Source organism: Prevotella sp. P4-51 (genome assembly GCF_002251455.1).
Lineage (GTDB): Bacteria > Bacteroidota > Bacteroidia > Bacteroidales > Bacteroidaceae > Prevotella.
The window spans coordinates 47,467-70,693 of record NZ_NPJM01000062.1 but is presented as its reverse complement, the minus strand read 5'-3'; the positions used below and the strand labels follow the sequence as shown (position 1 = coordinate 70,693).

The 23,227-nt window shown below is 46.8% G+C and carries 30 protein-coding genes; 18 read left to right on the top strand and 12 right to left on the bottom strand.

What is annotated here, in order from left to right; genetic code table 11:
• Positions 1-21: 21 nt before the first annotated feature.
• Positions 22-2,061 (bottom strand): Ig-like domain-containing protein, encoded by a 2,040-nt coding sequence (locus CIK94_RS10805; protein ID WP_094423036.1) that lies wholly within the window; start codon positions 2,059-2,061, stop codon positions 22-24.
• A gap of 1,445 nt (positions 2,062-3,506) precedes the next feature.
• On the opposite strand from CIK94_RS10805, the gene CIK94_RS10795 reads away from it, so the two are divergent.
• The 9 genes from CIK94_RS10795 to CIK94_RS10740 all read left to right on the top strand — a co-directional run bounded on the left by CIK94_RS10795 (position 3,507) and on the right by CIK94_RS10740 (position 9,895).
• Complete coding sequence (locus CIK94_RS10795; protein WP_005816332.1) at positions 3,507-4,091, top strand: hypothetical protein; 585 nt, start codon at positions 3,507-3,509, stop codon at positions 4,089-4,091.
• 15 nt (positions 4,092-4,106) lie between these two features.
• A complete protein-coding gene (locus CIK94_RS10790; protein ID WP_004319908.1) occupies positions 4,107-4,289 on the top strand; it encodes a hypothetical protein in 183 nt (60 codons plus the stop codon).
• Positions 4,290-5,118: 829 nt separating this feature from the next.
• Entirely contained in the window at positions 5,119-5,505 is a 387-nt protein-coding gene (locus CIK94_RS10775) for a single-stranded DNA-binding protein (RefSeq protein WP_004319910.1), read from the top strand.
• 1,552 nt (positions 5,506-7,057) lie between these two features.
• The gene (locus CIK94_RS10765) at positions 7,058-7,612 is read left to right on the top strand and encodes a hypothetical protein (RefSeq protein ID WP_005816324.1); all 555 of its coding nucleotides are present in this window, start codon (positions 7,058-7,060) and stop codon (positions 7,610-7,612) included.
• A complete protein-coding gene (locus tag CIK94_RS10760; protein WP_007837480.1) occupies positions 7,600-7,851 on the top strand; it encodes a hypothetical protein in 252 nt (83 codons plus the stop codon). Before CIK94_RS10765 ends, CIK94_RS10760 begins: the two co-directional genes overlap by 13 nt.
• 47 nt (positions 7,852-7,898) lie before the next feature.
• Complete coding sequence (locus CIK94_RS10755) at positions 7,899-8,255, top strand: helix-turn-helix domain-containing protein (protein ID WP_007837478.1); 357 nt, start codon at positions 7,899-7,901, stop codon at positions 8,253-8,255.
• Positions 8,256-8,308: 53 nt separating this feature from the next.
• Positions 8,309-8,734 (top strand): single-stranded DNA-binding protein, encoded by a 426-nt coding sequence (locus CIK94_RS10750; protein ID WP_005816321.1) that lies wholly within the window; start codon positions 8,309-8,311, stop codon positions 8,732-8,734.
• A 119-nt stretch (positions 8,735-8,853) separates the two neighbouring features.
• Positions 8,854-9,609 carry a ParA family protein gene (locus CIK94_RS10745; protein ID WP_005816319.1) on the top strand — a complete coding sequence of 252 codons (756 nt, stop codon included), beginning with the start codon at positions 8,854-8,856 and terminating at the stop codon, positions 9,607-9,609.
• Positions 9,610-9,616: 7 nt separating this feature from the next.
• Positions 9,617-9,895 carry a plasmid partition protein ParG gene (locus tag CIK94_RS10740; protein WP_005816317.1) on the top strand — a complete coding sequence of 93 codons (279 nt, stop codon included), beginning with the start codon at positions 9,617-9,619 and terminating at the stop codon, positions 9,893-9,895.
• Between the two features lie 306 nt (positions 9,896-10,201).
• Here CIK94_RS10740 and CIK94_RS10735 read toward each other — a convergent pair whose 3' ends face one another.
• A complete protein-coding gene (locus CIK94_RS10735; RefSeq protein ID WP_225494525.1) occupies positions 10,202-10,453 on the bottom strand; it encodes a hypothetical protein in 252 nt (83 codons plus the stop codon).
• On the opposite strand from CIK94_RS10735, the gene CIK94_RS10730 reads away from it, so the two are divergent.
• Positions 10,447-11,013: a hypothetical protein gene (locus CIK94_RS10730; RefSeq protein WP_005816315.1), complete on the top strand. Its 567-nt coding sequence runs from the start codon at positions 10,447-10,449 to the stop codon at positions 11,011-11,013. The genes CIK94_RS10735 and CIK94_RS10730 overlap by 7 nt on opposite strands.
• A gap of 3 nt (positions 11,014-11,016) precedes the next feature.
• Positions 11,017-11,508 (top strand): SLOG family protein, encoded by a 492-nt coding sequence (locus tag CIK94_RS10725; RefSeq protein WP_005816313.1) that lies wholly within the window; start codon positions 11,017-11,019, stop codon positions 11,506-11,508.
• A 300-nt stretch (positions 11,509-11,808) separates the two neighbouring features.
• Here CIK94_RS10725 and CIK94_RS10720 read toward each other — a convergent pair whose 3' ends face one another.
• The 10 genes from CIK94_RS10720 to CIK94_RS10675 all read right to left on the bottom strand — a co-directional run bounded on the left by CIK94_RS10720 (position 11,809) and on the right by CIK94_RS10675 (position 16,286).
• Positions 11,809-11,988 (bottom strand): transcriptional regulator, encoded by a 180-nt coding sequence (locus CIK94_RS10720; RefSeq protein ID WP_005816310.1) that lies wholly within the window; start codon positions 11,986-11,988, stop codon positions 11,809-11,811.
• A 24-nt stretch (positions 11,989-12,012) separates the two neighbouring features.
• Positions 12,013-12,249: a hypothetical protein gene (locus CIK94_RS10715; RefSeq protein WP_005816304.1), complete on the bottom strand. Its 237-nt coding sequence runs from the start codon at positions 12,247-12,249 to the stop codon at positions 12,013-12,015.
• Between the two features lie 9 nt (positions 12,250-12,258).
• The gene (locus CIK94_RS10710; RefSeq protein WP_005816302.1) at positions 12,259-12,465 is read right to left on the bottom strand and encodes a hypothetical protein; all 207 of its coding nucleotides are present in this window, start codon (positions 12,463-12,465) and stop codon (positions 12,259-12,261) included.
• Positions 12,462-12,899, bottom strand: coding sequence for a DUF4186 domain-containing protein (locus CIK94_RS10705; protein ID WP_005816300.1), 438 nt, complete (start codon positions 12,897-12,899; stop codon positions 12,462-12,464). The genes CIK94_RS10710 and CIK94_RS10705 overlap by 4 nt, the downstream gene beginning before the upstream one ends.
• A gap of 183 nt (positions 12,900-13,082) precedes the next feature.
• Positions 13,083-13,328, bottom strand: coding sequence for a hypothetical protein (locus CIK94_RS10700; RefSeq protein WP_005816298.1), 246 nt, complete (start codon positions 13,326-13,328; stop codon positions 13,083-13,085).
• 14 nt (positions 13,329-13,342) lie between these two features.
• Positions 13,343-13,918 carry a DUF6155 family protein gene (locus CIK94_RS10695; protein WP_007837469.1) on the bottom strand — a complete coding sequence of 192 codons (576 nt, stop codon included), beginning with the start codon at positions 13,916-13,918 and terminating at the stop codon, positions 13,343-13,345.
• A gap of 10 nt (positions 13,919-13,928) precedes the next feature.
• The gene (gene trxA / locus CIK94_RS10690; protein ID WP_005816294.1) at positions 13,929-14,228 is read right to left on the bottom strand and encodes a thioredoxin; all 300 of its coding nucleotides are present in this window, start codon (positions 14,226-14,228) and stop codon (positions 13,929-13,931) included.
• Between the two features lie 194 nt (positions 14,229-14,422).
• Positions 14,423-14,959, bottom strand: coding sequence for a hypothetical protein (locus CIK94_RS10685; protein WP_005816292.1), 537 nt, complete (start codon positions 14,957-14,959; stop codon positions 14,423-14,425).
• 3 nt (positions 14,960-14,962) lie between these two features.
• Positions 14,963-15,646, bottom strand: coding sequence for a DUF3800 domain-containing protein (locus CIK94_RS10680; protein WP_005816290.1), 684 nt, complete (start codon positions 15,644-15,646; stop codon positions 14,963-14,965).
• Between the two features lie 16 nt (positions 15,647-15,662).
• Complete coding sequence (locus CIK94_RS10675) at positions 15,663-16,286, bottom strand: recombinase family protein (protein ID WP_005816288.1); 624 nt, start codon at positions 16,284-16,286, stop codon at positions 15,663-15,665.
• A gap of 254 nt (positions 16,287-16,540) precedes the next feature.
• On the opposite strand from CIK94_RS10675, the gene CIK94_RS10670 reads away from it, so the two are divergent.
• The 7 genes from CIK94_RS10670 (at position 16,541) to CIK94_RS10640 (ending at position 23,185) form a co-directional block, all read left to right on the top strand.
• Entirely contained in the window at positions 16,541-17,653 is a 1,113-nt protein-coding gene (locus CIK94_RS10670) for a hypothetical protein (RefSeq protein WP_005816286.1), read from the top strand.
• Between the two features lie 24 nt (positions 17,654-17,677).
• Positions 17,678-18,124, top strand: a complete 447-nt coding sequence (locus tag CIK94_RS10665; protein WP_004319947.1) for a hypothetical protein — start codon at positions 17,678-17,680, stop codon at positions 18,122-18,124.
• Between the two features lie 78 nt (positions 18,125-18,202).
• On the top strand, positions 18,203-18,616 hold the full coding sequence (locus tag CIK94_RS10660; protein WP_005816283.1) for a hypothetical protein: 414 nt from the start codon (positions 18,203-18,205) through the stop codon (positions 18,614-18,616).
• Positions 18,606-19,100, top strand: coding sequence for a hypothetical protein (locus CIK94_RS10655; protein WP_005816282.1), 495 nt, complete (start codon positions 18,606-18,608; stop codon positions 19,098-19,100). The genes CIK94_RS10660 and CIK94_RS10655 overlap by 11 nt, the downstream gene beginning before the upstream one ends.
• Positions 19,101-19,179: 79 nt before the next feature.
• Complete coding sequence (locus tag CIK94_RS10650) at positions 19,180-20,064, top strand: hypothetical protein (protein ID WP_005816280.1); 885 nt, start codon at positions 19,180-19,182, stop codon at positions 20,062-20,064.
• Positions 20,065-20,272: 208 nt separating this feature from the next.
• A complete protein-coding gene (gene mobV, locus CIK94_RS10645) occupies positions 20,273-21,724 on the top strand; it encodes a MobV family relaxase (RefSeq protein ID WP_005816278.1) in 1,452 nt (483 codons plus the stop codon).
• 54 nt (positions 21,725-21,778) lie between these two features.
• Positions 21,779-23,185, top strand: coding sequence for an OmpA family protein (locus CIK94_RS10640; RefSeq protein ID WP_005816276.1), 1,407 nt, complete (start codon positions 21,779-21,781; stop codon positions 23,183-23,185).
• Positions 23,186-23,227: the final 42 nt, after the last annotated feature.

Below are 23,227 nucleotides of genomic sequence, written 5' to 3'. Positions count from 1 at the left end.
CTATGTATATTATGGGTTATATTACTTTACTACTATCTTCTTGCCGTTCTGGATATAGAGACCGGGCTGCAGACCGTTGAGGCTGTTGCCAACATACTGGCCGTTGAGGTTGTATACACGACCGTTGGCCTTGACGCCGTCGATTACCAGGTCTTCGATACCTGTGGCAGTGCCGTCGATAACAGCCTTGAGAGCGTTAGAAGGAACATTGTTGGGAACCAGGAAGAAAGCCCGGAATCCCTTCATCTTAGTTTCCGCTTGAGCCTTGAAGAACTTATTGCCTTCACCAAGGAATGCGTAATAACCAGTTGAGGGACCTGCTGGATTTACCGTCACAACATCCATAGGAGAATAAATGCCGAGGAATTGTATGTCTCCACTAACCTTTGAAAAGGTGTAAACCTTGTTGTTTGCAACGGCTATCGTAGCTACGCCTTCAAAATTATAGGTACTACCATCCTTAGCCACCTTAATTAGACAGGGTTCACCAGCTGTAATTATGTCGGTGCTTACAAACTTAAGAGTTGTACCCTCAATAGAGGAGAGTTTGCGCAGTTCTACATCGTTACCGAAAGCAGCCTTGACCTGTGCTGCGGTAAGAGAGAAAGGCACACACAATGTGTTCCAGTCACCATCACCAACCAGCGTACGCTTCAAGGTAACATTGACATTCTCAGCCGCCTCTACAGTATTGTCGCGATCCTCATAGAGGGTGATTTCTTTGACAGTCTGATGCTCTGTCATATCGCTATTCTTCCATACCTGGAATTGCTTAGTGCCATTAAAGATTGAGGGGTAACCAATCATGTCGAGGATTGCACCTTCATTCATTGTTAAGCTTTTTACTCCGCCACGAACTGCCATAACAGTACCATTTTGGGATATTTCTCCATCTTGGACATTCATGCCTTTGGTAACGGTAACTCCCACTACCTTACAACGTACACTTTCATATTTACTATAGTTGTCACCTTTGAGTTCTGCAAGAGTTACTACTACAGGTTCTGGTACCTCAGATTGAGTAGGTGTTACAGTAGATGTCCAACTCGTAATCTCGGCGAGGCCGTTGTAAAGCTTTGCCTTGACATTGACTATACCTGTAAAAGTATTTTTTGCTTTTAGACCGTGGCCTTTCATATAAATCTGAATGCCAGCAGATTCATCCTGAATAAAAGCATTGTTTATGTAGACATAAGTAACTATGGCATTGGTCAGTTTAAGCTCAAAAGACTGTTCGTCAGCTGTAACAACTTTCTTGAGGTCTGCTATTGATGTGTATTGTAGACTAGTATTGGTTACAGTATAAGAAGCGGTGGACTCAGCGTATTTTTCTATTTTGACAGGGGTGAATGTAGCGGTAATGGTAGCTTTACCATAATCTTTGATAGTCAGTTGGCCGTTTGCGTCAACTGTTGCTACTGCTTCATTGTCGCTTGTATATTTGATTTCTCCAGCAACATCGCCTACTACTTTAGCGGTGTAGCCAGTAAAATCATTGCCGTCTAATTTACCATCAATCAAGTTAACACCTTCACCTGTCAATCCTGTGAACTTAACCGTTGTGGGAGCTCTACCATCAGATTCTTCATAATAAATCGTAATAGTTTTAATCCAAACAGATTTATTGGATTTAAGTGTGAACTTAATATCAGTTGATTCTTCCTTGGAGGTATAAGTATATGTATAGTTTTTATTTGTATCGCCTTTTTTAACACTCTGTTGAATTGTTTGGGCAGCGATAGCATTGTTGCCAACGGCAATTGCAACAGTAGTAGTAGTACCATTTGTATTGGCATTGATAACAATAGATGTGACACGAACTTTCGAATCTGCACTCAAGGTGGCTGTAACTGCTTCACTTGGCTTAGACCATCCATAGCCGCGTCCATTATTGTCAGTATTACCCTTTGTAGGAATATTCCACTTAGAAACAATGTTTTTGCCACTTACTAACGTTGGTTCTTTGGCAAAAGTGTATACAACACTTTTTGGCTGCGAATACCCCCCCAGGCAAATCATTGCGAGCAGGGATAGCATGATTAATCGTAAATGTTTTGTCATAATGTTTATAGTTTTTAATTGTTAATGAATATCAGTAGTTGAATGGGTTATATATATAAATAGGTGTAAGCAGAAATGGCACTCAGCACCGCCAAGCGACACGCAACGCACCACTCGCAGCAGCAAGCGGGGCAATGGATGGGTCGTGGATGGAGCGCAAAGTAACCATTACAGCGTTAATTTTCTGCAAAAATACGGCATATTTATGACAAAAGGTCAACAAAGGTGTTAAAAAGCAAGGTCAAGTAGGTTAAATCATGTTAAGACGCGACAATACGCACAATAATCGCAGTAATCAGTGCAGAAAAGGCGCATAAGTCGCTCACCAAGCCCACAAGAGAAGCCTTATCCAGAAGCCCCATCCCAGCCATCCCAAAGGGATAGTAGACTCTCTCTGCTGTGGATCGGGTTGTTAGGAGCGTAAAGCGTGGCCCATACCAGATACAACAAAAGCCCCCCGCTACGTGCCTCTCCATGCGTCCCCCATAGAGTCTAATAGTTCAATCCAGTCTAACCAAAGGAAAGAGAAGTTTCTTCTTGCTGTGGATATGGTTGTAACAAAATCCCATAAACGCAAAAAAGCGTGCAGCCCAATGAGCTGCACGCTTTTGCTTATAGTGTATTATGTGTCTACCTTTCGGCATTACTTCACTTCCTCAAATATAAAGTATATTGATAATCAGTTAGTTACTGTTATCAAGATACAAATGATATGCAAATGTAAGTATAAAACCATATAGAAAAAGTACAAATGGACATTACTTTGTATGATAACATCCTTTTCTACAGATTAAGGGTTAACACAATGTTATACTACTGATATTCAGCATATTGAAGCTGTTCTTCCTTGCATTCAACAAAGAGTGTTAAATTATATTAAATCCTACAGGGCAATTATGATTCGTGCAAAGATAATATTTTGCAGTCAAAGGAAGAAAGACTTCTTGAACCACTTCTATGGTTCTATACTTCTGTTTCTGACGTAAGCTGACCCGTACGGTTTTCGGGTTTTAGACGGACATATATACAGTTTACTTTAGGTTAGCATATATATAAGAGCTAACCAAGGTAAACTAAAGTGTTTTTGTCCTGTAGATACTGCACTTTGTGGACTCTTTTCTCCTTTGACTGCAAAAACCTCTTATAGCCTTATCTCCACCTATAACGTCACTTCACACTGCTGTACCATGCAGTCTGCCATGTACCACCCCATCGGGCTTTGATAAGAATTGTGTTGCAAAGGTACCTGTCATGGCGTTCATCCTGCAAGGTCGGTGCCTGTGGTTTGTCCGTGAAATCTCCACGCTCTGATTGTGGCAGAGGTAGTATTTGACGGCAAAACCTTGCATTGATGAGCCATAACACCTTTTGGGGCAACATAATTCTTTAATCAATCCCGATGGTAGTTGGTTCTACATAAGGGAAGAAAATAAAAATTTTATCTTATGGCTAACATTTGCGACACTCAGTACAAGGTGACAGGCTCACGCAAAGCCGTGGCAGACCTTTGGAACACACTCCAAGAGTTGGAGGTGAACAGTAATAATGTGTATCTGTATCTCTTGGCAGAACACTATGGCATTGACTACGAGAAGAAAGGCATCTCGGTGAGAGGACACATCTATTGGGCAGAGTATGAGGAGAACGTGGAAGACGATTATGCCCTCTTGTCCTTTGACACCGAAAGTGCTTGGTCTTCATGCGACTTGTTCTTTGAGGAGGTGAACAAGGCACTTGGCGATGAACTTTCAATCAGTTGGCGAGAGGTTGAGCCAGGTTGCGACATCTTCTATACGCACGATGAGAACGACTTCTTCCCCGAAGAGTGCTACGTCACTGCATACGGAGAACTCTTTGAGGATTGTGAGGGTGCTTACTCCACCTTTGGTGATGCTATCAAGTTGTGGTGTGAGAAGACTGGTGTCTCACAGGACGGAAGAAGCGAACAGAAGATGATTGACTTCATCAATGAATACGAGTATGAGGCAGAGGACACGAATTTCTGCATCAATCCAATCACATTCGGCTAACAAGGAGGAACGGATATGGCAACGATAGACATGGAGCAGTTGGACGGCGTTGTAGGGTGTTTCTGCACCTTGCTTTATCCCCGAAGAGGTCAGACAGAGGGAACGATTGTCGAGGACTTGGGTTGTGAGGTCATTGTCCAGCTCATCAACGGCAAGGAAGTGACGGAGTACAAGGATGATGTTGTCATCTGTGAATAATCAGGAGAGAGTCTGTTGGCTATGTGGCTTGCAGACTCTTTCTTCCTTTGACTGCAAAAACTCTTTTAGGACAATCCTCCAATGAGGTTATGGCTGTTGTAACTGAAATACCTTGGGAGCAAGTTGTGCGGTTTGCTCACTTGCTCCAGTCCTGTTATAGAAGCGATGCTTCGACACCTGTATAGCGATACGTCGCCAAAGTCCCTTCGCCGTTTTAAGCGTCTCTGTACCTTGTTATAGGAATGGTCATTTCGCCTTTTGGTTTTACTCGTCTGTCTTTTGCGACTCTTCCTTGTCGGACACAGAACTTGGTCTTAGCATGATGACAGTGCTATCGCCAATCCTCTGATGTCTGTCCTCTTTTGGCTTGATGCCTCTATTGCTAAGCTGACCCTTAGGCTTGTCGTTCATCGTGCATCAGTGTTCATGCTCCTCACTCTTCTGATGATACAGCTGTAAGGTCGGATTTCCCGCTTCGTTTCTCCAGGCATACAGCCATAGCAGTGCCCCTGTCTGTTGCATACGGATTGCCTCCTTGCTTACAACCTTTGTTCCATTGTTTGGCCCCGTCTTTTTCTGAATTGAGCTATTTGAAAGCCACTTATTTTTACCATGCAAAGGTAGCGTGATGCTGCGAAGGACTTCCTCCTTCTTGTGTGGCCGCTATCGCTGTGACCAATAAAATAGTGCGTAATCTTCCTTTTTCTCCCTTACCGCCAACGACAAAAAGAGTATTGCGAACGATTTTCATGGTGCTTCCCACATGGTGCCACATCCCTGCTTTTGAATGCATGTAAAAATTAAGTTTCACTTTTAAATTCAATTCAAAATGAAAAAGATCGAGAACAACTTCACAGTTTCAGGTTTCGTAGGTAAGGATGCAGAAATCCGTCAGTTCGCAAACGCCAGCGTAGCACGCTTCTCATTGGCAGTAGGCCGTCAGGAGAAGAACGGCGAGGAAACCAACCGCGTATCGGCTTTCATGAATATGGAGGCATGGCGCAAGAACGAGCACACCGAATCATTCGACAAGCTCACCAAGGGCACGTTGCTCACCGTCGAGGGTTTCTTCAAGCCAGAGGAGTGGACAGACAAGGATGGCGTGAAGCACTCCAGAATCATCATGGTTGCAACCAAGTTCTACGAGTGTCCCGACAAGGAGGAGACTCCTGCGGAAGAGCCGGCCAAGCCAGCAACCAAGAAAGGCAAGAAATAGCCTTTCCTCTCCATAACAAGGCGACCTTCGGGTCGCTTTTGTTTTGCTCAGGGACATCAATCTGCTGTTATAGCGTGTGATAATCTTCTCTAATAACAACCATGTGCATTTATTAACCATAACGGCAACGCCGTCTTCCTTTATTCTAACCACTTCGTCCCTCACCATTTGCGAAACGTCACCAAGATGGTTGGCATACAGATATTCCCGGCTGATGGCGACAAAGTCGCTATTAGCCAAGAAAGACAGTATGCCAAGGTCTGAACGCGAGAGGACTGCCATCTATGCCACAAGATGCCGAAGCCGAGGCTTCTGATAATTGTGTCCTTTACTGGCTATCCACTCGCCTTGATATTCAGACCGTCAATCTTGCGACAGCTTCACTACCCACCCACACCTGCTTTACTATTCTTCTTCTCTTTGACTGCAAAATATTTTCTGTTATAAGCGGTGGTTTCGTCCAAGTGCGTTGTATCGCTTCGCCCCACACCTTCAGAACGGCATTACTGTACGGACACCGCACGAATCCCATGTGACAGGCAGCCAACAATGTCACTATCAGAAACTGACACTTCTGATAACTGCCTTTATTGCTGTCTGGCTGTCCCATTATCGGGCTTCGGCAATGTCCGTGTAATGCCATTCTGCCCACCCATACCACCTTTACCACTAATCAACTGTTTTACAATTTCTCTTCTGCTATACAAGAGGCAGTTCTTGTCCACTCAGGCATATTGAATGTGGCAGACATGTCTGCTACGTCCAATCTGCCTCAGTGTCCTGCGGCAAGGACAAGGCACATTTGTCATGCTGACAGGAGTGCCCGATTTGTCCGTTGCGCAACTGTCTCTTCTTGCCTGATATACGTTACTATCTACTTCTAAATTATACTGCTTTGCCCCACGCCTTTGCGAAGCGTTACATGGTCTGTCGTCATACAGACATCCTTGGCTGATGGCAACACGTTGCTATTAGCCAAAGCTGACAGTATGCCGAAGTACCGACGCGAGAGAATTGTCTGTCCGTGCTACAAGCTATCAAGGCTGAAGCTTTGATGACTTGCATCCCGGTCAGCCAACACACTCGCTTTATGTCGGTACAGCAGACCTGCAAACACTTCACTGCCCACCCTTACTGTTTCAATCTTTCTTCTTACCTCTTTATATATAACACATCATTCCTCTTGCAGCCAATATCAATAATCTTCTTCCAATCAGCGCAGTGGTAGGCATATTTCCTGCAAAGTTAGCCGCGTCTGAGACAATCGTCAAATTCTGCTTGAGGTCTTGTGACTGTGAACAATCTTCCTTTTCCTCGGAAAAGAGTATTCTTCACACATAATTTGTCTTTATGTCTTTTCTTGCGGCTTGTGGGAGCAGAAAATATCCCTCCACAGGCTGAAAGGTCTCGAAAGGAGGGAAGAGAAAGAAACGGTTAAGCGAACGCAGAGGGAATTTATTCACTATGCTGAGCGTAAGTTTCTTCAACGTAGTTAAACAAGTCCAGCGACATGGGCGACAAACTTATTTGTATCACTAAAAATAGAAAGGCAATGAAGATTATCATCCTGCATGATGCTGACGCACGCATCGAGTATCTTGACGTAGCCGACCACCTTCTCGGCTCAGACATCGAGGAGTTCCTCACCAGACAGGGCTTCTCAGTGAACAACATCACATGGCTTGTCACATCGGCAGACCATATCCCAGTGGTTTACCACAAGTATGACATCGACTGCAAGACCGGCGAGGCAACCCACACCAAACGAGAGGCAGAACTGCAAGACCTCACTATCCACGGACAACTCCAGGCATTGCAGCACCGGGAGCAGGACGAGCTGAAAGCGGCTCTTCGCAAGTACGGCACGGAGGTGGACGGAGGCTTTGAGGTGCATTTCGAGGGAGAGCAGCCCATCGTGGCAGGTTATCTCTTTGACGAGCCTCGTGACATCGTCATAGACGCAGCACGTTTGGATGCCGACGGAAACTTGTCGCTTCTTGGAGAGGACAAGGAAGTGAGGGATGGACAATACGACATAGAGCCAAGCGACATATTTGGCGGTCAGTTGGACTATGTCACGTCGAGTATAGGTGCATGGATGAAGTAGGAGCATGTATGACCCAGTGCATCGTATATGACGAGACGACCAAGGAGAGCGAGACCTTTTGCTCATTGACCGCAGCCAAGAAGTGGATGCGAGAGCGCATCAAACAGAAGCATGAGGTAAGCGGACAGAAGTACAGAGTCTATTCCGACGGAGAGTTTGTTAATTGCGGCTCTATCAGTCTCACAGGCAGCAACAAGTCTTTTGTCGCCAATACAAGGCAGACGAAGAAAGGATATTAATAACAAGGTAACGGCAAGCCTAACCAACTTGCCACACATATATTGATATGGAAAAGCAAATATTGAGTTTTAATGACTTGCCATCAGCATTGTCATTAGTAATAAACAAGCTGGAGATTTTAGAAGAAAAGTTTTCCACACTAATGACTCAAATTCAGCCCGATAAGGGATTGGAATGGCTTAGTGTTTCCGAATTGAGTGAGTATCTCCCTACCCATCCAGTTGAACACACAATCTATTGTTGGACAAGCAATAAACAAATACCATTCCATAAGAAGGGGAAACGTATCATGTTCCTCAAATCTGAAATTGATGAGTGGATGCAAGATAACAAGAGTAGGTCACGAGCAGAAATTATGAATGAAGCAATAGCTTATGTTCAATCAACAAGAAAAGTCATTTAAATAACAAGGTAACGGCAAGTCTAACCAACTTGCCACTATAACATTTTCACATTATGATTTACACTCACACTATCGGACGCATCGGAGCAAAGGATTGCCGCGTCATCACAGGTACACACGGAACATTCATGGCTGTTGACATCGCAGTGGACGACTACAGTAAGGGCAAGCAAATCACCACTTGGGTAAGGGTGAAGAGCAGCAAGGAGAACCATATCCGTTTGGCTGAATACCTCACCAAGGGTCGTATGGTGCTTGTGGAAGGCACACTGACTTCTTCCATTTGGACAGACCGCAACGGAGAGAACCACATACAGCATAGCATCATAGCTGACTCCATCGCCTTTGTCAATGCAGGGAAGAAGGATGCAACCGACACACCTGCAACAAAGGCACGCAAGGCAGCCAAGGCAGAGGGCGAGGCTCCCGTACCGCCAGCCGATGCACCGCAGGACAAGAGCGAAGACCTTCCCTTCTGAGGGTAGTATCAACTGAGAGTAGTACGTACTAATCGTAGTAAATCCGCTTTTACTATGGTTAGTATGTACTATCAGTAGTAGAATAGTAAAGTAGTATTCACTAATAGTAGTATCATGTTATGACACAGATAATTGCAGTATTAAATCACAAGGGTGGTGTAGGGAAAAGTACGACCGCAGTAAGCCTTGCGGCAGCTCTGCAACTGAGTAAGAAGAACGTCTTGGCTATTGACATGGATGGACAAGCCAACCTCACGGAAGCCTTGGGATTGTCCATCGAGGAAGAACAGACAGTCTATGGCGCAATGTGTGGACAGTACACCTTGCCGTTGGTCAAGTTGCACAACGGCATCACCGTCTCACCCTCATGCCTTGACCTGTCTGCGGCTGAGTTAGAGCTTATCAGCGAGCCGGGACGGGAGCTTATCTTGAAGGGACTTATCACCAAAGCCATCGCCAAAGAGCATTTCGACTACATCATCATCGACTGTCCACCGTCATTGGGCTTGCTGACCTTGAATGCCCTCACCGCAGCCGACTACATCATCATCCCTGTTCAAGCGCAATACCTTGCCATGAGAGGTATGGCAAAGTTGATGGACATCATCCGCATCGTTCAGGAGCGGCTCAACTCCAACCTTAAAGTGGGCGGCATCGTCATCACCCAGTTCGATCGCCGCAAGACGTTGAACCGAAGCGTGAGGGAAATCGTCAATGACAGTTTTCACGAGAAGGTTTTCAAGACCGTCATCCGTGATAATGTGGCTTTGGCAGAAGCACCCATCAACGGCAAGACTATCTTTGAGTATAATCCCAAATCCAATGGTGCCAGTGATTATATGTCTTTGGCAAAAGAAGTGTTAAACTTAAAATAGCATAGCCATGAGCAAGAGCAGTATGTTGAAAGAGGGAATGAAAGGCGGTCTCAACGGACTCCTTTCTTCCACAAAGAAGCCGAGTAAGGAGCAGATAGTCACAGAAACTACACCAGCACCACCTGTGTCTGTTTCTGAGACTACCGAAGTGCCGGTGCATTGCAATTTCCTTATCAACAAGAGCATCCACACGAGGATGAAGTACCTCGCCATCAAGAAAGGGATGTCCTTGCGTGATATTGTCAATGAGGCAATGACAGAATACCTAAAGCGGCATGACACATGAGTGCCGCGCGGTATCATCGCCGAACAGACGATGATACCGCTATCTCTTCTATAAACAGACTTTACTATCCGTAGTATGGTAGTAAAAACTATTCGACTATTATACTATTCGTAGTCGATACTACTTTTAGAAAATACTATCCAACTCATTTTTAGGGCAATAGTTTTCTCTGCTTGTAGGACTGTCTCCATGCTGATAAAAGGCAATGTCGTTCCCTATTACAAGATTTTCTCTTTTTCCCTCATATCAACTATCGTCCTTCCCCATATACAGCTTCGCCCCACGCCATCCCGCCCGTTTCCTCTTTTACATAACAGATTTCTTTTCGCCTGCCTTGCCGCTGCGGATATTGTTTTGCAAAGGTAATGCTGGCGATTGTTCAAACACCAAATCGTCCATTGCATTTGACCGAAAAATCTTCCTCTGCGTGCAGAGCGTATTTTTCGCTCCCGATTTGGCTTTTTGATCGCCATCACTCTTGGAAAGCAAAAAATATCCCTTGGGCAGGCAGGAAAAGCCTCCGAAATAAGGGAAGAAAAAACATAAGAGCAATGGCACACAAGAATGACTATCAAATCCAAAAGCAGTTAGACAAGCCTCAGACTTGGTTCTGCAAATACTATCCCGCACGCATCCGCAATGTGGGTGAGAAGGAGATTGCCGACAGACAATTAGTGTTTGACTTCAAGGACGGAAGAGCCTACGAGGAAGTGGCGCAGCGCACCGCAGAGAATATGCTGACACTCTACGGCAAGGGTTGCGTGAACATCGTCTTCGCCCCCGTTCCAGCATCCACAAGCGAGAGCAACGAACTCCGCTACAAGGCTTTCTGCCACAGGGTGTGTGAATTGACAGGAGCGGAAAACGGCTACGAGCACGTGAGGGTATGCGGAGAGCGTAAGACCATCCACGATAACCGCAAGAACGAGGATGAAGTCCGCAAGGCGAATGTCGTTGAGTTTGATGAGCCGTTCTTCGACAACAAAATGGTGTTGGTCTTTGACGATGTGATAACCAAGGGTCTCAGCTATGCCAAGTATGCCAACCAACTCGAAAGGCTCGGGGCATGTGTTATTGGCGGTATGTTCCTCGCACGCACACATTATAAAGTAAGGTAAAGTATGACAAAGTACGACAAGGCAGTGTCCGTATGCTTCAGCGGACACCGCAGCGTACCTTTCGCCAAGCGGAGGGAGTTGAAGCAATGTCTCAAATCGGAGATAGCCAAGGCGTATGCCGACGGCTACCGGTATTTCTATTGTGGCATGGCAATGGGATTTGACCTGCTGGCGGCAGAAGCCGCCCTTTCGTTGCAATGCGAGTTGAAGGACTTGCAGGTGATAGCCGTTGTGCCGTTCCGTGGTCAGTCTGACCGGTGGAGCAAGGAAGAGCAAGCCAAGTATGATGCCATCCTGCGCATCGTGGATGACGTGGTCGTATTGAGCGAGCAATACTACAATGGCTGCCTTCTGAGGCGCAACGACTATATGGTCAACCGCAGTTCACGTCTCATAGCCTACTTCGATGGCAATCCCAAGGGCGGCACGTTCTACACCGTCAGAGAAGCCAAGAGGCAGGGATTGGACATAGTGAATCTTCATAATAGTGTATAACCCATAAAACAGAAAATGCTTATGGACGATATTGTTGCAATCATCGTTTGCTACTTCGTGTTCGGAGCTTTGGGCAATGTGCTCAGAGCTTTGTTCGGCGGAGAGAGACGAAACGACTTCCGCCGTGACCGCTAAGCGTCTTTAAACCAAGATACGCTGACAGCCATACGTCTGCACCTTACCCCAAAAAGATGCAGCGGATAATTGTGTCCGTAGGCAAGGATATTCAGATTCCTCACCTTAACATTTTGATAAAAATAAAGATACTGCTGCCTATATTTCAAGACAGCAGTATAAACCTTACTCTGCAGGTGCCCATTTGCAACGCACAGGAGAGACGATTGCACCCTCTGCTTTCAGCTGCTTCATGGCTGCATCTACCTCTTTGCGGTCGAGACCGCTGAGTTCTGCGATTTTACCTGCGTTGAGAGGCTGACCAGCCTCTTTCATTGTTGCCAATACTTTTTCTTTTGCGTCCATTGTTTTGATGATTTGATGTTTTGTTTATAATCTTGTTATTAACTCTTGTATTTTGTCTTCCCTTATAATCTTCGGTTGTGCCTTACCTGCCAGAACGAGAATTTTCTTCCCGTTTCTGTAGATGTGCAGCTGTCTGCTTCGTACCACTGCTGTCAAGGTCTCATCATCCTGCATGGCTTGCCATATAGGATAATACACACCTTCTGGTTCAAACAACTTCTTCTGAAGGTGTGAGCACATGTTGGTTGTATCTATTGTCATATCGTTACGTCATATCATTAACATGATTCTGCCAGCTTCTTTTGTGAACATTTCAGGGAAACGGCAGATTGTTGCATACACCTGCTTGCTTGTCACAGGCTGACCGTCCTTTCTCAGGTGCAGCCTATGACGATTGATGGCATCGGCAATCTGGTCGGTTGTCATGCCGCCATTTCGCTTTACCATCACATATACTATGGCTTCTTCTATCTTCATCCTTTATTCATCTGTTTTTCAATCCATGCCATCAATACGGCAACAGCATATTCCTGTTCTTCCTTGGTCAGTGCCCTGCCTGCTGAGATGTGATGCCACTTGAAGAAGCATCCCCGGCAACAACAGCCAGTGGCATGTTGAGCCAGGAAAACAGGATGCCCACGCATGGGAGTCTGCTTGCCGTCGTTCGGTATGACAGCCGGAGCAAGTCTTTTTGCCACAAAGTCCTCTGCGTGTTTTCGTATCGTCGGCAATCCCTTTTCCATTACATACTCCCTGTCTTGCTTGGACAGATGGAACCGGCTGCGAAAATCAGACTTTGCCAATCTCTCAAAGAGATTCGTCAGGTCATACTCTTTCTTATCACCAGGAACGCTTTCTTGCGGCTCTTCCTCTTGGAACAACGATGGATATATGTATTTCTGTGACATCATTATCTGTTGCTTCTGATTTCTAATGTTATATCCATATATGACCGCTTGCCGTCTATATAGTCTGCATAGAGTATTTCTTCGCTTCTGCCTTTCAGAATATGGCACTTACCGCACAGCTCACAGTTGTGCAGACATCTCCATTCATTCAGAACGTAATCCAAACGTTCCTCTCGTGTAGATGATTCAATAGAGGGTGTGCTCATAATCAGTGTCTCCCACAGCGTGGTCAATCAGTGCCTGAAACTCTTCTTCCGTATAGTCTTCTTCCCAACCATACGTTACGTCCTTTATGCCCAAAGTAAACCCTAATGCCTCAGAATAGGATATGCCAATTTCAGCTGCAAGGTCTCTTGCCGCTTGAAAAATCTGCTCTTCTTTGCTTAAGGGCAGTTGTTTCGCTTTCTTATGTTTTTTCTTTGGTTTCCCCATTTGAGTATATTCGTTTAATAATCAGCGTTGATGGGCATCTTGAAATTCCTGTATTTCTTTCGGAGTTCCTCATTTTGCGCCTTCATTTCCTCATACATATCATTCAGTGCGTCAGGAAATCCCCATCCACAAGGGCTTGCCCAACGAAGGCATTGCTTGATTCGGGAATCATACTTGTCCCAAAGGTCATAAAGCACGATGTGGCGCAATGTCTTGTCGAAATTACTCTCAACAGAATCATAGAATTGCTCCCACATGTCTCCATAGTCATAAGTGAACTGACAGGCATTCTCCATATAGAACACCATCAATTCTGCGACTGAATCTTCCGAAGGCTTCAGTTTCTTGAAGTCGGACAATGCCTTGCGGCACACTGAGAAGCGTGTCTTTGGCTCTCTGTTTCTGCTCGGATAGAACTCTTCCCGTATGATGTGCTTATACTCTTCCAGCTTCTGGCCCTCATTCGGCTCTGCATAGAAGTCAAGATATTCCTTTGCCTCTTTCCGTGCAGAATAAAGTTCCAATACCATTTTTATTATTTCACTCTTGTCCATGGACATGAGGACAGACTTTAATTTAGATTTTGACATTTCTGCTCTTTTATCTTAAAAACGGGTCAATCGTTGCCAGCAACTCTGATTTCTGCATCACACCGCTCGTCCTCCACAACACTTCGCCGCGTCTGAACAGCATCAATGTGGGCACAGACTGTATGCCATACTGACTTGCAGTCACCCCATACTTGTCCACATCTACCTTGATGATGCGGATTCTGTCACCCAACACTTCCTTCACCTGCTCAAGGATGGGGTGCATCATCTTGCATGGCTGGCACCAGGTGGCGAAGAAATCGACCAAGACAAGTTGGTCACTTGATATAACGTCTTTGAATGTTTCCATTACGATTTTCTGTAAAATTATGCTATTTTCTTTCCTGTTATCTTACAATACTGCCCTGCAAATGTTAAAATCGAGAAGAATTCAATGAAAAACCTTCGTTATTTCAAAGAATATTCGTACCTTTGCAGCGCTCATCTATAGATAGAAGGAGTTTCGAGACCCGGTTGCCTTTGATGCAATTCGGGTCTTGCGTTTTATAGTGGTGTCTGCAATCTCTTTTTCATCTTCTTTTCCAAAGCCTTTAGTCCATACTCTTTGTTAAGATGGTATGCTGTCAACAGATAGAATCCGTTGCTACGTTGTTGTTCCAAGACAATAACATACTTTTCCACTTTATCATAGATGTATGTTTTCTTGACCTTACGCTTTTTGCCGTCCCTCTCTTCTATGGTAAATACATCCAGATTGTCTGGTGTCAATTCTCTCACATGGTGATTTATCCAATGAAGCCTTTGTGAACGAGCCATCTCGAATACTCGCTTTGGATAAGTCGTACCGTCTTCGTTCTCAACCATGATTTCTTCACAGGTAAGATGCTTGAACAATCTTGCCATGTCAATCTCGCCATCTGTCTTTATAGGATAGATGCGCCACCCTCTGAATGAGAATTGACAGTTATCTTCTATATCACGCTTGAATATTGCATGAAGATCATGCTCTCTTTCTCGTTCACTGAGATATGCCAGTTCCAGCAGCTCAGGGTATTTCTTGATAATATTCAAACTGCTCATTGGCTATTTCAGTGCGATAAAAAACAAATTAAACTTCTTTCTAAATTTGGGAGTTGTGGTGTTGAGACTGATATTACTGTGTTTTTTTATCTTTTCAATCAGCTTCATTTTGGCTCTCACCCTTCCTTCAACTTCTCCCTTTTCATATCTAAGGTTGTAGTTGATGGCTCCCATTAGAACATCTGCCAATTGGATGAAGACACTTTCGTGTGAACGTATAAACTGAAACCTGCCAATGGAAGAGTTGTATTCCATTATTTTTCTGAGCCTCTCCAGCTTATCGCTACTGCATGTGTCCTTGATATCCATATATATGTTATATGTATAATCCATGTCCATCTTGTGATGCAGCAATTGGTAGTACATGCGAAAGTAGAAATCATTAAACGTATAGTCTTCTCGTTTCTCGTCAATCTGACTCTTGTCAACAACCACAGCCCTAAATTCCATGTCATTCATAAAGAACCAGTCTATAAGCTCTGCATAGACTTTATACGTGGCCTCGTGGACATTTGTCCATTTCAGCTCATCACTATAGCCGTGCTTCTTCTTAATATCTTTTATGGCATCTTTTGCCATGCGGATTTGTGTGTATGCTATACTTGTACATCCCAAAAGCATGTAGGGATGACCGTCATGCACCATGTGGGTGCTTTCATCACAGTAGATGTTGAATGTCTTATTCATTGTATCTGTTTTTTGTTTATTCTTTATTCCTTTTCTTCAGCGGTCCACTATGAGGTCCACGGTTCAGCGTCACACCATGCTTGTTGAGTATGCGGAACACGGAACTTCGGCTTGTGAAGCCGCTGATGGCAAAGATGTCATCTATGCTGTGCCCCTCGTTGTACATGTTCACGATATTCTTCTCACGCTCCAGTTTCGACAGTGCCCTTTCCGACTTCTTGGGCGGCCGGATATTCTGTTGCAGATGGATGATGTGTGCCGATGCCTTGCGCAGCACGGCACACTCCTCAGAGAGTGACCCGAACATACGGATGACCTGTGAGGGCTTGGTGTCGGGGAAAAGTTCGTCAAACGTATCGATGCGGTCTTGGATGGAGATGATGCGAACCACCTTCACACGGCAGTATTCTATGAATGTAGCCAGTTCACGGGTGCCACGCAGTGCGTTACTGAACCTCGACACCACCAGCTCGTCGCCGCGCTCCAGACTCGATATGAGCTGCTTCCACATCGGGCGCAGCCTCTCGTGTTCGGACAGTTCCTCTATCACCTGAACACAGCCGTATTGCTGCATCCAAGCCTTGTCTTCTGCATACTCTTCGCCATTGGTGGCGATAAAGATGTAACCTACTTTTGCCATACTGTTGTACGCTATTAAATGAAATCAAGTGCAAAGGTACACTATTTTTCCGAGAAACAATCATACTTGAACGAAAAATCATACTTAAACACGATAATTTGCCATTTTCTTTTCACTTGATTTCATTGAAAATCATACTCGCAAGTATGATACACAAATAAGATTAAACTTACTGTCATTCTTGCAAATATATCGCTGAAACGCATTAACTTTGCACCGTCAATTTCAAAATCAGACTCAAAATAATGACAACAATGAAATATGAAACCCAACTTTTCGGAGGACAAACCAACCTCCATTGCATGAAGCAAATATTGCATAATGCAAAATCAAACTCGCATGGCTGTATCAGACTTGCCATTTGTATTGCCACTGCGTTTGCCGTAGTCATGCTGACAGCATGTTCAGACGGAAACGGCACGAAGTCGTTCCATTCGAGCGATGAAGCCATCAGAGAGTATCATGGCTTTCTGACCACTCTTCGACAGAACGGCAAGGTCTCAATTCAGACATTAGTTAAGATTGTCAACGAATGGCGCGTGTTGGACGATTCCGTGACATCGTGCATCTCACGTGACACTGTCAGGAAAGCCCACTCATACCCGTTCACGGTATATCATGAGTTGAACGACTCCATCCACATCGAGCTGTGCCGTATGGCGATGTCTAAGCAACGCACCTTTCACGACCTGCTCTATCTCAGAGAACAGACCTCTTCCCATGTTGGTGATGAGGAACTACAGCAAGCCGTGAAGGAAGCACAGCCATTCTTCGCTTCCTTGGATAGCCTGCCTATATATAATAAAGGTGGTAAACAGGCGGTACTGAAGCGTTACCTGCTGTTCCTGCAAAAATCCGCCAAGCAAGGCATTCACGGCAAGGAAGACCTGCTCGCTTTCATCAAGGAAGAGCATTTGTATTTCAAATCCTTCCTGCAATACCTGCCGGATTTTGCTGACGATGACATCGGTGACATCAGACGAAACACCGAACACTGCTGTCGGGAGATACTCCGTGCCGCCGACCGCAAGGATTTGTCCCACAAGGATGCAATGATATACCTCTCCATGCGCACCAACCACCGTCTGCTGCGCAACGCACAAGCGGCTATCGAGGATCTGAATAGTGGCAGGGTAAAGGACGAGCACACCATGCACGCCTACCTCCTGATGATGATGCAGCCGTTCATGACGATGGATGACCTTTCCGTGAGCGTGCTCTCCGACAAGGACAAGGCAGACCTCTACAAAATAGCCGATGCGCTCCCCAAGGAGATGGACGGTCTGGCCAAGAAACTGCACCTCGACAAGCAACGCCTGTCGGATATGCCCATGCTCATGATGAAGATTTATGTCACAAGATTATAAACACCCCAAACAGAGAATACGATTATGTTAGAACAGTTTTGCGATGATTTCCTTGCCGTCGTGCCTTTGCAGTTGCCAGAACTGCTGGACAAGCGCAAGATGGAGAAGCCTGTCAAGTATGACGATTACGTGCTTCTTACTTTCCAGTTGAACACCCCTTTCACGATAGAGGAGGTGATGGATATGCTCGAAGACGAGATGGAAATGATAATCCTCTATCACCACATTCCAAGCCGTCATACGGAGTTCGGACACAGCTGCTGTGCCTATTCCAACCCTTCTTTCGGACGGATGTTCAAGGTCAACGGCTCCACAGATGAGCGTGGCATGGTCAGCCAGATAAAAGTGACCATCTATGACTCGCTGGAGCACATGTCGGCAGATGTATGCCTCGACCTCAGTCTGCATTGCAAGAACGGGTTCTTCAAATACATGAAGCCCAAGGAGGAAGTCCTGCTCGACTTCATTTGAAAGTTACATTTGCCAGATGACAGTCCTGTTCTACCGCAACAACGCTCCATTCTGTTGTCCACAACAAAGGCCAAAGTCATGCCACAAGCTCCCGACCATCTGATGAAGGAAACGCTTTACATGAAGATTATCCATCTTCTCGACCGTCACCGCACATGGCTGGAGATTGAGAGCATCGCCACTGTCCGCAACCACACGATAGTCAGGAACGGCAGAATGACCGACATCCTCAGCCGTGTGCTTGTGGTCAAGGCCATCCACCATCATTTCCCCTACACGAGAGGGCAAGTGTGGCAGATAGCCGAGTACGACTTGGAACAGGCTATCAAGAGCCTTCGGACAACCGACGGAGCTTTCCGTCAGAGAATAATCAAGGGAGAACTGACACTGGAGGATGTGGAGCGTATCATATCCACTGCCACACACGGTGTCGTCCAGCCCGACCTGAGTCCACTTCCATTATTCACATGCTATACATATTATGACAAGTAAGATACTGTTTCTCATCCTGATGTCAGCGTTCTTCTTTGTGACGATGATTCTGCACAGAAGCCGCAGACAGTTTATGACACGGTTCTATCTGCGCATGACCGCGCTTGTGACAGCAAGGAAGCTCTACCGGTTGATGCTGCTCATCCTGCTGTACGTGTTCCACTTCCTCTACCTCTGTGTACACTATAACGACATAGGCGTAGTGGCTTCCACCATAGCGTTTGCCATATTCTTTGTCTTTATGGATGTGGAGAGGTGGCTACAGCGTCTGCACGAGGAGCGGACACCCTTCTGCATCGCCGCGTTGGCGGCAGTGGTGTTTGTCTTCACTCCTCATCTGTTCACGCTTGCTGTCACCATCTCCTTTGTCCTTCTGGCATCACTGTTCTATCCCTCGCGCATAGTCATATCGCTGTGGAAGAACAAGGCTGACCGCAAGATGCTCCTCGAAGACACAGAAATGCTCATCATATACTACTATTAAGTATCACCTGTATCATGCCGTTCCTTTTGTATAATGGAGCTGGCGACAAACAACAGTATTCACCAAACAGATTATTGAAATGAAGAAACAGAAACATAGAACGAGTTCCGGCAAGATGTCTGAACGGATGTCCCTGTTGGAGTTCTTGAAAGAGAGGTCCGGGATAAGGCTGTCGAAGCTCGAAGCCTACCTTGACCTTGTAGACAAGGCTTCTGTACAGTACATCCCCAAGGATCTGTGCAAGCAGGAGTTCAGCCTGTCCAACGGGCAGTTTGTAATCACCATTACCGAACTGGCAGGATGCTGGCATTGGCACCGCGCCACTGTCCGCACCTTCATCGAGCAGTTGGAGAAGATGAACCAGATTTCCGTCACCCGTCTCACGAAGAGCCAAATCATCACCATCCCGATGTTGGCTGAGACACCTGCCGTTTCTCCGATTGACGCAGCCTTGGATGTGTTCCGCCAGAAGATGTGTACCGCATTGGACGAATGGCGAAGCGGCAAGATGTCCGCATCGGCTTGCGCCTCGGAATGTGAACAACTCTACGAAGATGCAACAGAGGAAGTAGCCATTATCTTGCAGAAAGCCGACAATGGCAATTCAATTGGCAAGGTGCCATGCGGAAGAAACATTCCCGAATCTGTAGGACACGCCTTTTGTATGACTGCACTCACAGCTGTCTGCGAAGCCACCTTCCATCAGGTGCTTTCGCAGGAAACAGATAACGCCCTCGTTACCTCCCTTCTTCCCTTCTTTTACAAAGACCTGGGAGGAGACTGGCTCTCATTCATCGAGGCGGCAAAGGCAATATCAGAATTGGCATTGGATGGCAGCTCACCAGCCTTGCATCAGGAAAGCGCAGCCATCAAGTCACAGTTTCAGTCACTCTGCCGACCGTTCCTTGCCATTGTAGCCAACCAAGAGGGCTCCTGTCCATCAAAAGGCTGTATTAACCTCTAATAATCACCGTACAACGCTTCTTCTTTTCTACTGGCACAGTGTTTACACGTCTGCCATTGCTGTAAAATAATCGGGCTTGCCCGTTGGTCGGAAATGAGGGAATTTGGGTAGCCTAATACCCCTCTTGGTCTCCGACCATCGGGAGGCTGTCCTTACAAGCAGCAAGCTGGAGACAGGAGAGTTGTACACACATAAAAGGAAATAGGTTATGGCAACACCAAAACAGGTTATGGATTTCCGACCATCTAAGGGAATCACCACAGCACAGAGCAACGAGCACCAACGCCGTTGGACGGAAAAGGGTTGGGGATCCGCTGAATCAACAGGCAACTACGACCGCAGCCGTGAGCGGCTCAACTTCGAGGTTCGGGGCGGCAAGGTTTGTCCTATAGACAAGAGCCGAAGCATCCCGGAGCGCATGGCAGACATCCTGCGGAGCCGTGGAATCAAAGACCCCAACGAGGGACTGGCAGAGCCACGCTTCCGCACAGTGGTCAATTTCATCTTCGGAGGCTCACGAGAACGTATGACAGAATTGGCATTCGGTGACCAGAAGGTGAATCTCACTCACGGAGCGGACAATTCGCATCTAACCCGATGCAAGGACATTGAGGAATGGGCAAAGGATGTTTACCGCTTTGTTGCGGACAAATACGGTGAGGAGAACATCGTCGCTTTCATCTTACACTTGGACGAAACCAATCCGCACGTTCACTGCACCCTCTTGCCAATCAAGGACGGCAAGTTTGCATACAAACAGATATTCGCCGGAAAGGACAAGTACGAGTTTTCTGCCAGGATGAAAGCCCTGCACAGCGAATTTGCCGATGTCAACAAGCGTTGGGGCATGGAGCGCGGAACTTCCGTCTCAGAGACGGGAGCACGCCACCGCACCACCGAAGAATACCGCCGCCAGCTGTCAGAACAGTGCACCACCATTGAGCAGTCCGTCGCCACCCATCAGCGGACACTCGCCTCGCTCCAATCGGACATCCGTCTGGCAGAGCGGAGAGTAAAAGGACTCACCTCAATGGTCAACAACCTCTTGCAGGAGAAGGCTGAGAAGGAGGCGGCACTTGCTGAATTGCATCGGCAGATTCTTGCAGGTCACGACAATCCTGATGCTCTCCGTCAGCAAGTCCAAGAGCTGGAGCAGGAACTGTCCGCTATCCAGTCGAAACTGGACGACAAGCAGGAGAAGCTCTCAGAGGCTGACCGCAAGCTCGATGCCCTGCGTGAGGAGATGACCGCCATGAAGGAGCGCACGGAGGAGTTGCGGCAGGAGGCACACAGATATTCCGATACTATCCGACAAGGTGCGGACACCGTTCTCAGAAATGCCCTTCTCGAAAACATGGTCAGCGAGTTCTCCGAACGTGTGGCACGGCTTTCCAATGAGGGCAAGGACGTGTTTGACGGTTCCCTGCTTCAGGCCTTTGCGGAGAATGGAACGGAGGTGATGTACTGTGCCACGCTTCTATTCCTCGGCTACGTCGATGATGCCACCACCTTTGCCGAAGGTCATGGCGGTGGCGGCAGTTCGTCCGACCTCAAATGGGGACGTGACGATGACGAGGATGAACGCGCTTGGGCACGCCGTTGCATGATGAAAGCTGCACGCATGATGCGCCCCTCTTCCGGCAAAAGGAAGAAACGATAAGCGGCACTGTCACGTATCACCTGTTATAGTATTCACCAGATTAAATTGAACAACATGAGAAAAATACTTATTCTATCCCTTGGCTTCGCCCTTTCATTGGGTGCGCAAGCCAAAGACTATCACCGCACGGCGGACACCACCACCGTTGTATGCAGACTTTCGGCAGACGGTATGCTTCGTCCGCTTAAACCTTCCTACATGAAAGGGGCATTGGTAGCTTCGCCATGGACGGACAACTGGTTTGTCCAAGCGGCAGGAGGAACTACGGTCTTCCTCGGCAAACCGCTCGGATGCAACGACCTATTCGGTCGCATGAAACCGGCATTCTCCGTGTCGATCGGCAAATGGTTCACACCTTCCGTCGGCGGTCGTCTGAACTATGGCGGTATGCAGTTCAACGACTGCAACAACTCCTCGCAGGACTACCAGTACCTGCGTGCTGATTTCATGTGGAATGTCCTCGGCAACCTCTACAAGGACGATGTACACACTCTTGCCAGATGGAGTGTCATTCCATACGTGGGCGTGGGTATGCTGCACAACAAGGTGAATGCCCACAAGCCCTTTGCCATTTCCTACGGCATACAGGGGCAGTATCATCTCTCCCCACGCATTGCTGTTACGGCAGAGATAGGCAACATGACCACCATGCAGGATTTTGACGGCTATGGCAAGGCACACCGCCTTGGCGACCATCTGCTGTCCGCATCCCTCGGCCTCTCTGTCCGCATCGGCAAGACTGGCTGGAAGCGAGTGATAGACGCTCGCCCGTACATCGCACAGAACGAATGGCTTTCGGCATACGCCTCATCCCTTTCTGACAGCAACAGCCGCTATCACGCCCAGCACGATCGAGATTGTCAGACTCTGGAGCAGCTGCGCAAGATTCTTGCCATCGAGGGACTTCTGGACAAGTACGGCCACCTCTTTTCTGACGATGCCGCTTCTTCCGTCACAAATGGCTATCCTCGAAACGACTACAGCGGTCTCAACTCGCTGCGTGCAAGAATGAGAGACAAGTATGGTAATGGTCAAAAGACAAAGGTCATGGAGTCCGCCTCTTGTACAGAAGAATATGGCAATGCTGAAGGTGAGCCGGAAGACGATTACCTATCGCTCATCCACTCAGGAAAGGCTTGCATAGGTGCGCCCATCTATTTCTTCTTTGAACTTGGCACTGACAGGTTGCTCAACAGGTCACAGCTCGTCAATCTCGACGAAGTAGCACGCATCGCCAAGAAATATGGCTTGAAAGTTAAGGTCATCGGCGCTGCCGACAGTGCCACAGGCAGTGAAGCCATCAATGATAACCTCAGCCGTTCCCGTGCCAGATTCATTGCAGAGGAACTGATGAAACGTGGTATGGAAAATGGCACCATCTCTCAGATTTTCGATGGCGGCATTGACGATTACTCGCCCAATGAGGCGAACCGCCATACCAGAATCCTGCTGTATCTATAGCCAGACATACAGCTCCGAACAAGAGCACTAAAACTTTTTTTT

Coding starts and splice junctions, on each gene's coding strand:
- CIK94_RS10805 (WP_094423036.1), bottom strand. CDS start 2,061: ATGACAAAACATTTACGATTAATCATGCTATCCCTGCTCGCAATGATT.
- CIK94_RS10795 (WP_005816332.1), top strand. CDS start 3,507: ATGGCTAACATTTGCGACACTCAGTACAAGGTGACAGGCTCACGCAAA.
- CIK94_RS10790 (WP_004319908.1), top strand. CDS start 4,107: ATGGCAACGATAGACATGGAGCAGTTGGACGGCGTTGTAGGGTGTTTC.
- CIK94_RS10775 (WP_004319910.1), top strand. CDS start 5,119: ATGAAAAAGATCGAGAACAACTTCACAGTTTCAGGTTTCGTAGGTAAG.
- CIK94_RS10765 (WP_005816324.1), top strand. CDS start 7,058: ATGAAGATTATCATCCTGCATGATGCTGACGCACGCATCGAGTATCTT.
- CIK94_RS10760 (WP_007837480.1), top strand. CDS start 7,600: ATGGATGAAGTAGGAGCATGTATGACCCAGTGCATCGTATATGACGAG.
- CIK94_RS10755 (WP_007837478.1), top strand. CDS start 7,899: ATGGAAAAGCAAATATTGAGTTTTAATGACTTGCCATCAGCATTGTCA.
- CIK94_RS10750 (WP_005816321.1), top strand. CDS start 8,309: ATGATTTACACTCACACTATCGGACGCATCGGAGCAAAGGATTGCCGC.
- CIK94_RS10745 (WP_005816319.1), top strand. CDS start 8,854: ATGACACAGATAATTGCAGTATTAAATCACAAGGGTGGTGTAGGGAAA.
- CIK94_RS10740 (WP_005816317.1), top strand. CDS start 9,617: ATGAGCAAGAGCAGTATGTTGAAAGAGGGAATGAAAGGCGGTCTCAAC.
- CIK94_RS10730 (WP_005816315.1), top strand. CDS start 10,447: ATGGCACACAAGAATGACTATCAAATCCAAAAGCAGTTAGACAAGCCT.
- CIK94_RS10725 (WP_005816313.1), top strand. CDS start 11,017: ATGACAAAGTACGACAAGGCAGTGTCCGTATGCTTCAGCGGACACCGC.
- CIK94_RS10720 (WP_005816310.1), bottom strand. CDS start 11,988: ATGGACGCAAAAGAAAAAGTATTGGCAACAATGAAAGAGGCTGGTCAG.
- CIK94_RS10715 (WP_005816304.1), bottom strand. CDS start 12,249: ATGACAATAGATACAACCAACATGTGCTCACACCTTCAGAAGAAGTTG.
- CIK94_RS10710 (WP_005816302.1), bottom strand. CDS start 12,465: ATGAAGATAGAAGAAGCCATAGTATATGTGATGGTAAAGCGAAATGGC.
- CIK94_RS10705 (WP_005816300.1), bottom strand. CDS start 12,899: ATGATGTCACAGAAATACATATATCCATCGTTGTTCCAAGAGGAAGAG.
- CIK94_RS10700 (WP_005816298.1), bottom strand. CDS start 13,328: ATGGGGAAACCAAAGAAAAAACATAAGAAAGCGAAACAACTGCCCTTA.
- CIK94_RS10695 (WP_007837469.1), bottom strand. CDS start 13,918: ATGTCAAAATCTAAATTAAAGTCTGTCCTCATGTCCATGGACAAGAGT.
- trxA (WP_005816294.1), bottom strand. CDS start 14,228: ATGGAAACATTCAAAGACGTTATATCAAGTGACCAACTTGTCTTGGTC.
- CIK94_RS10685 (WP_005816292.1), bottom strand. CDS start 14,959: ATGAGCAGTTTGAATATTATCAAGAAATACCCTGAGCTGCTGGAACTG.
- CIK94_RS10680 (WP_005816290.1), bottom strand. CDS start 15,646: ATGAATAAGACATTCAACATCTACTGTGATGAAAGCACCCACATGGTG.
- CIK94_RS10675 (WP_005816288.1), bottom strand. CDS start 16,286: ATGGCAAAAGTAGGTTACATCTTTATCGCCACCAATGGCGAAGAGTAT.
- CIK94_RS10670 (WP_005816286.1), top strand. CDS start 16,541: ATGAAATATGAAACCCAACTTTTCGGAGGACAAACCAACCTCCATTGC.
- CIK94_RS10665 (WP_004319947.1), top strand. CDS start 17,678: ATGTTAGAACAGTTTTGCGATGATTTCCTTGCCGTCGTGCCTTTGCAG.
- CIK94_RS10660 (WP_005816283.1), top strand. CDS start 18,203: ATGCCACAAGCTCCCGACCATCTGATGAAGGAAACGCTTTACATGAAG.
- CIK94_RS10655 (WP_005816282.1), top strand. CDS start 18,606: ATGACAAGTAAGATACTGTTTCTCATCCTGATGTCAGCGTTCTTCTTT.
- CIK94_RS10650 (WP_005816280.1), top strand. CDS start 19,180: ATGAAGAAACAGAAACATAGAACGAGTTCCGGCAAGATGTCTGAACGG.
- mobV (WP_005816278.1), top strand. CDS start 20,273: ATGGCAACACCAAAACAGGTTATGGATTTCCGACCATCTAAGGGAATC.
- CIK94_RS10640 (WP_005816276.1), top strand. CDS start 21,779: ATGAGAAAAATACTTATTCTATCCCTTGGCTTCGCCCTTTCATTGGGT.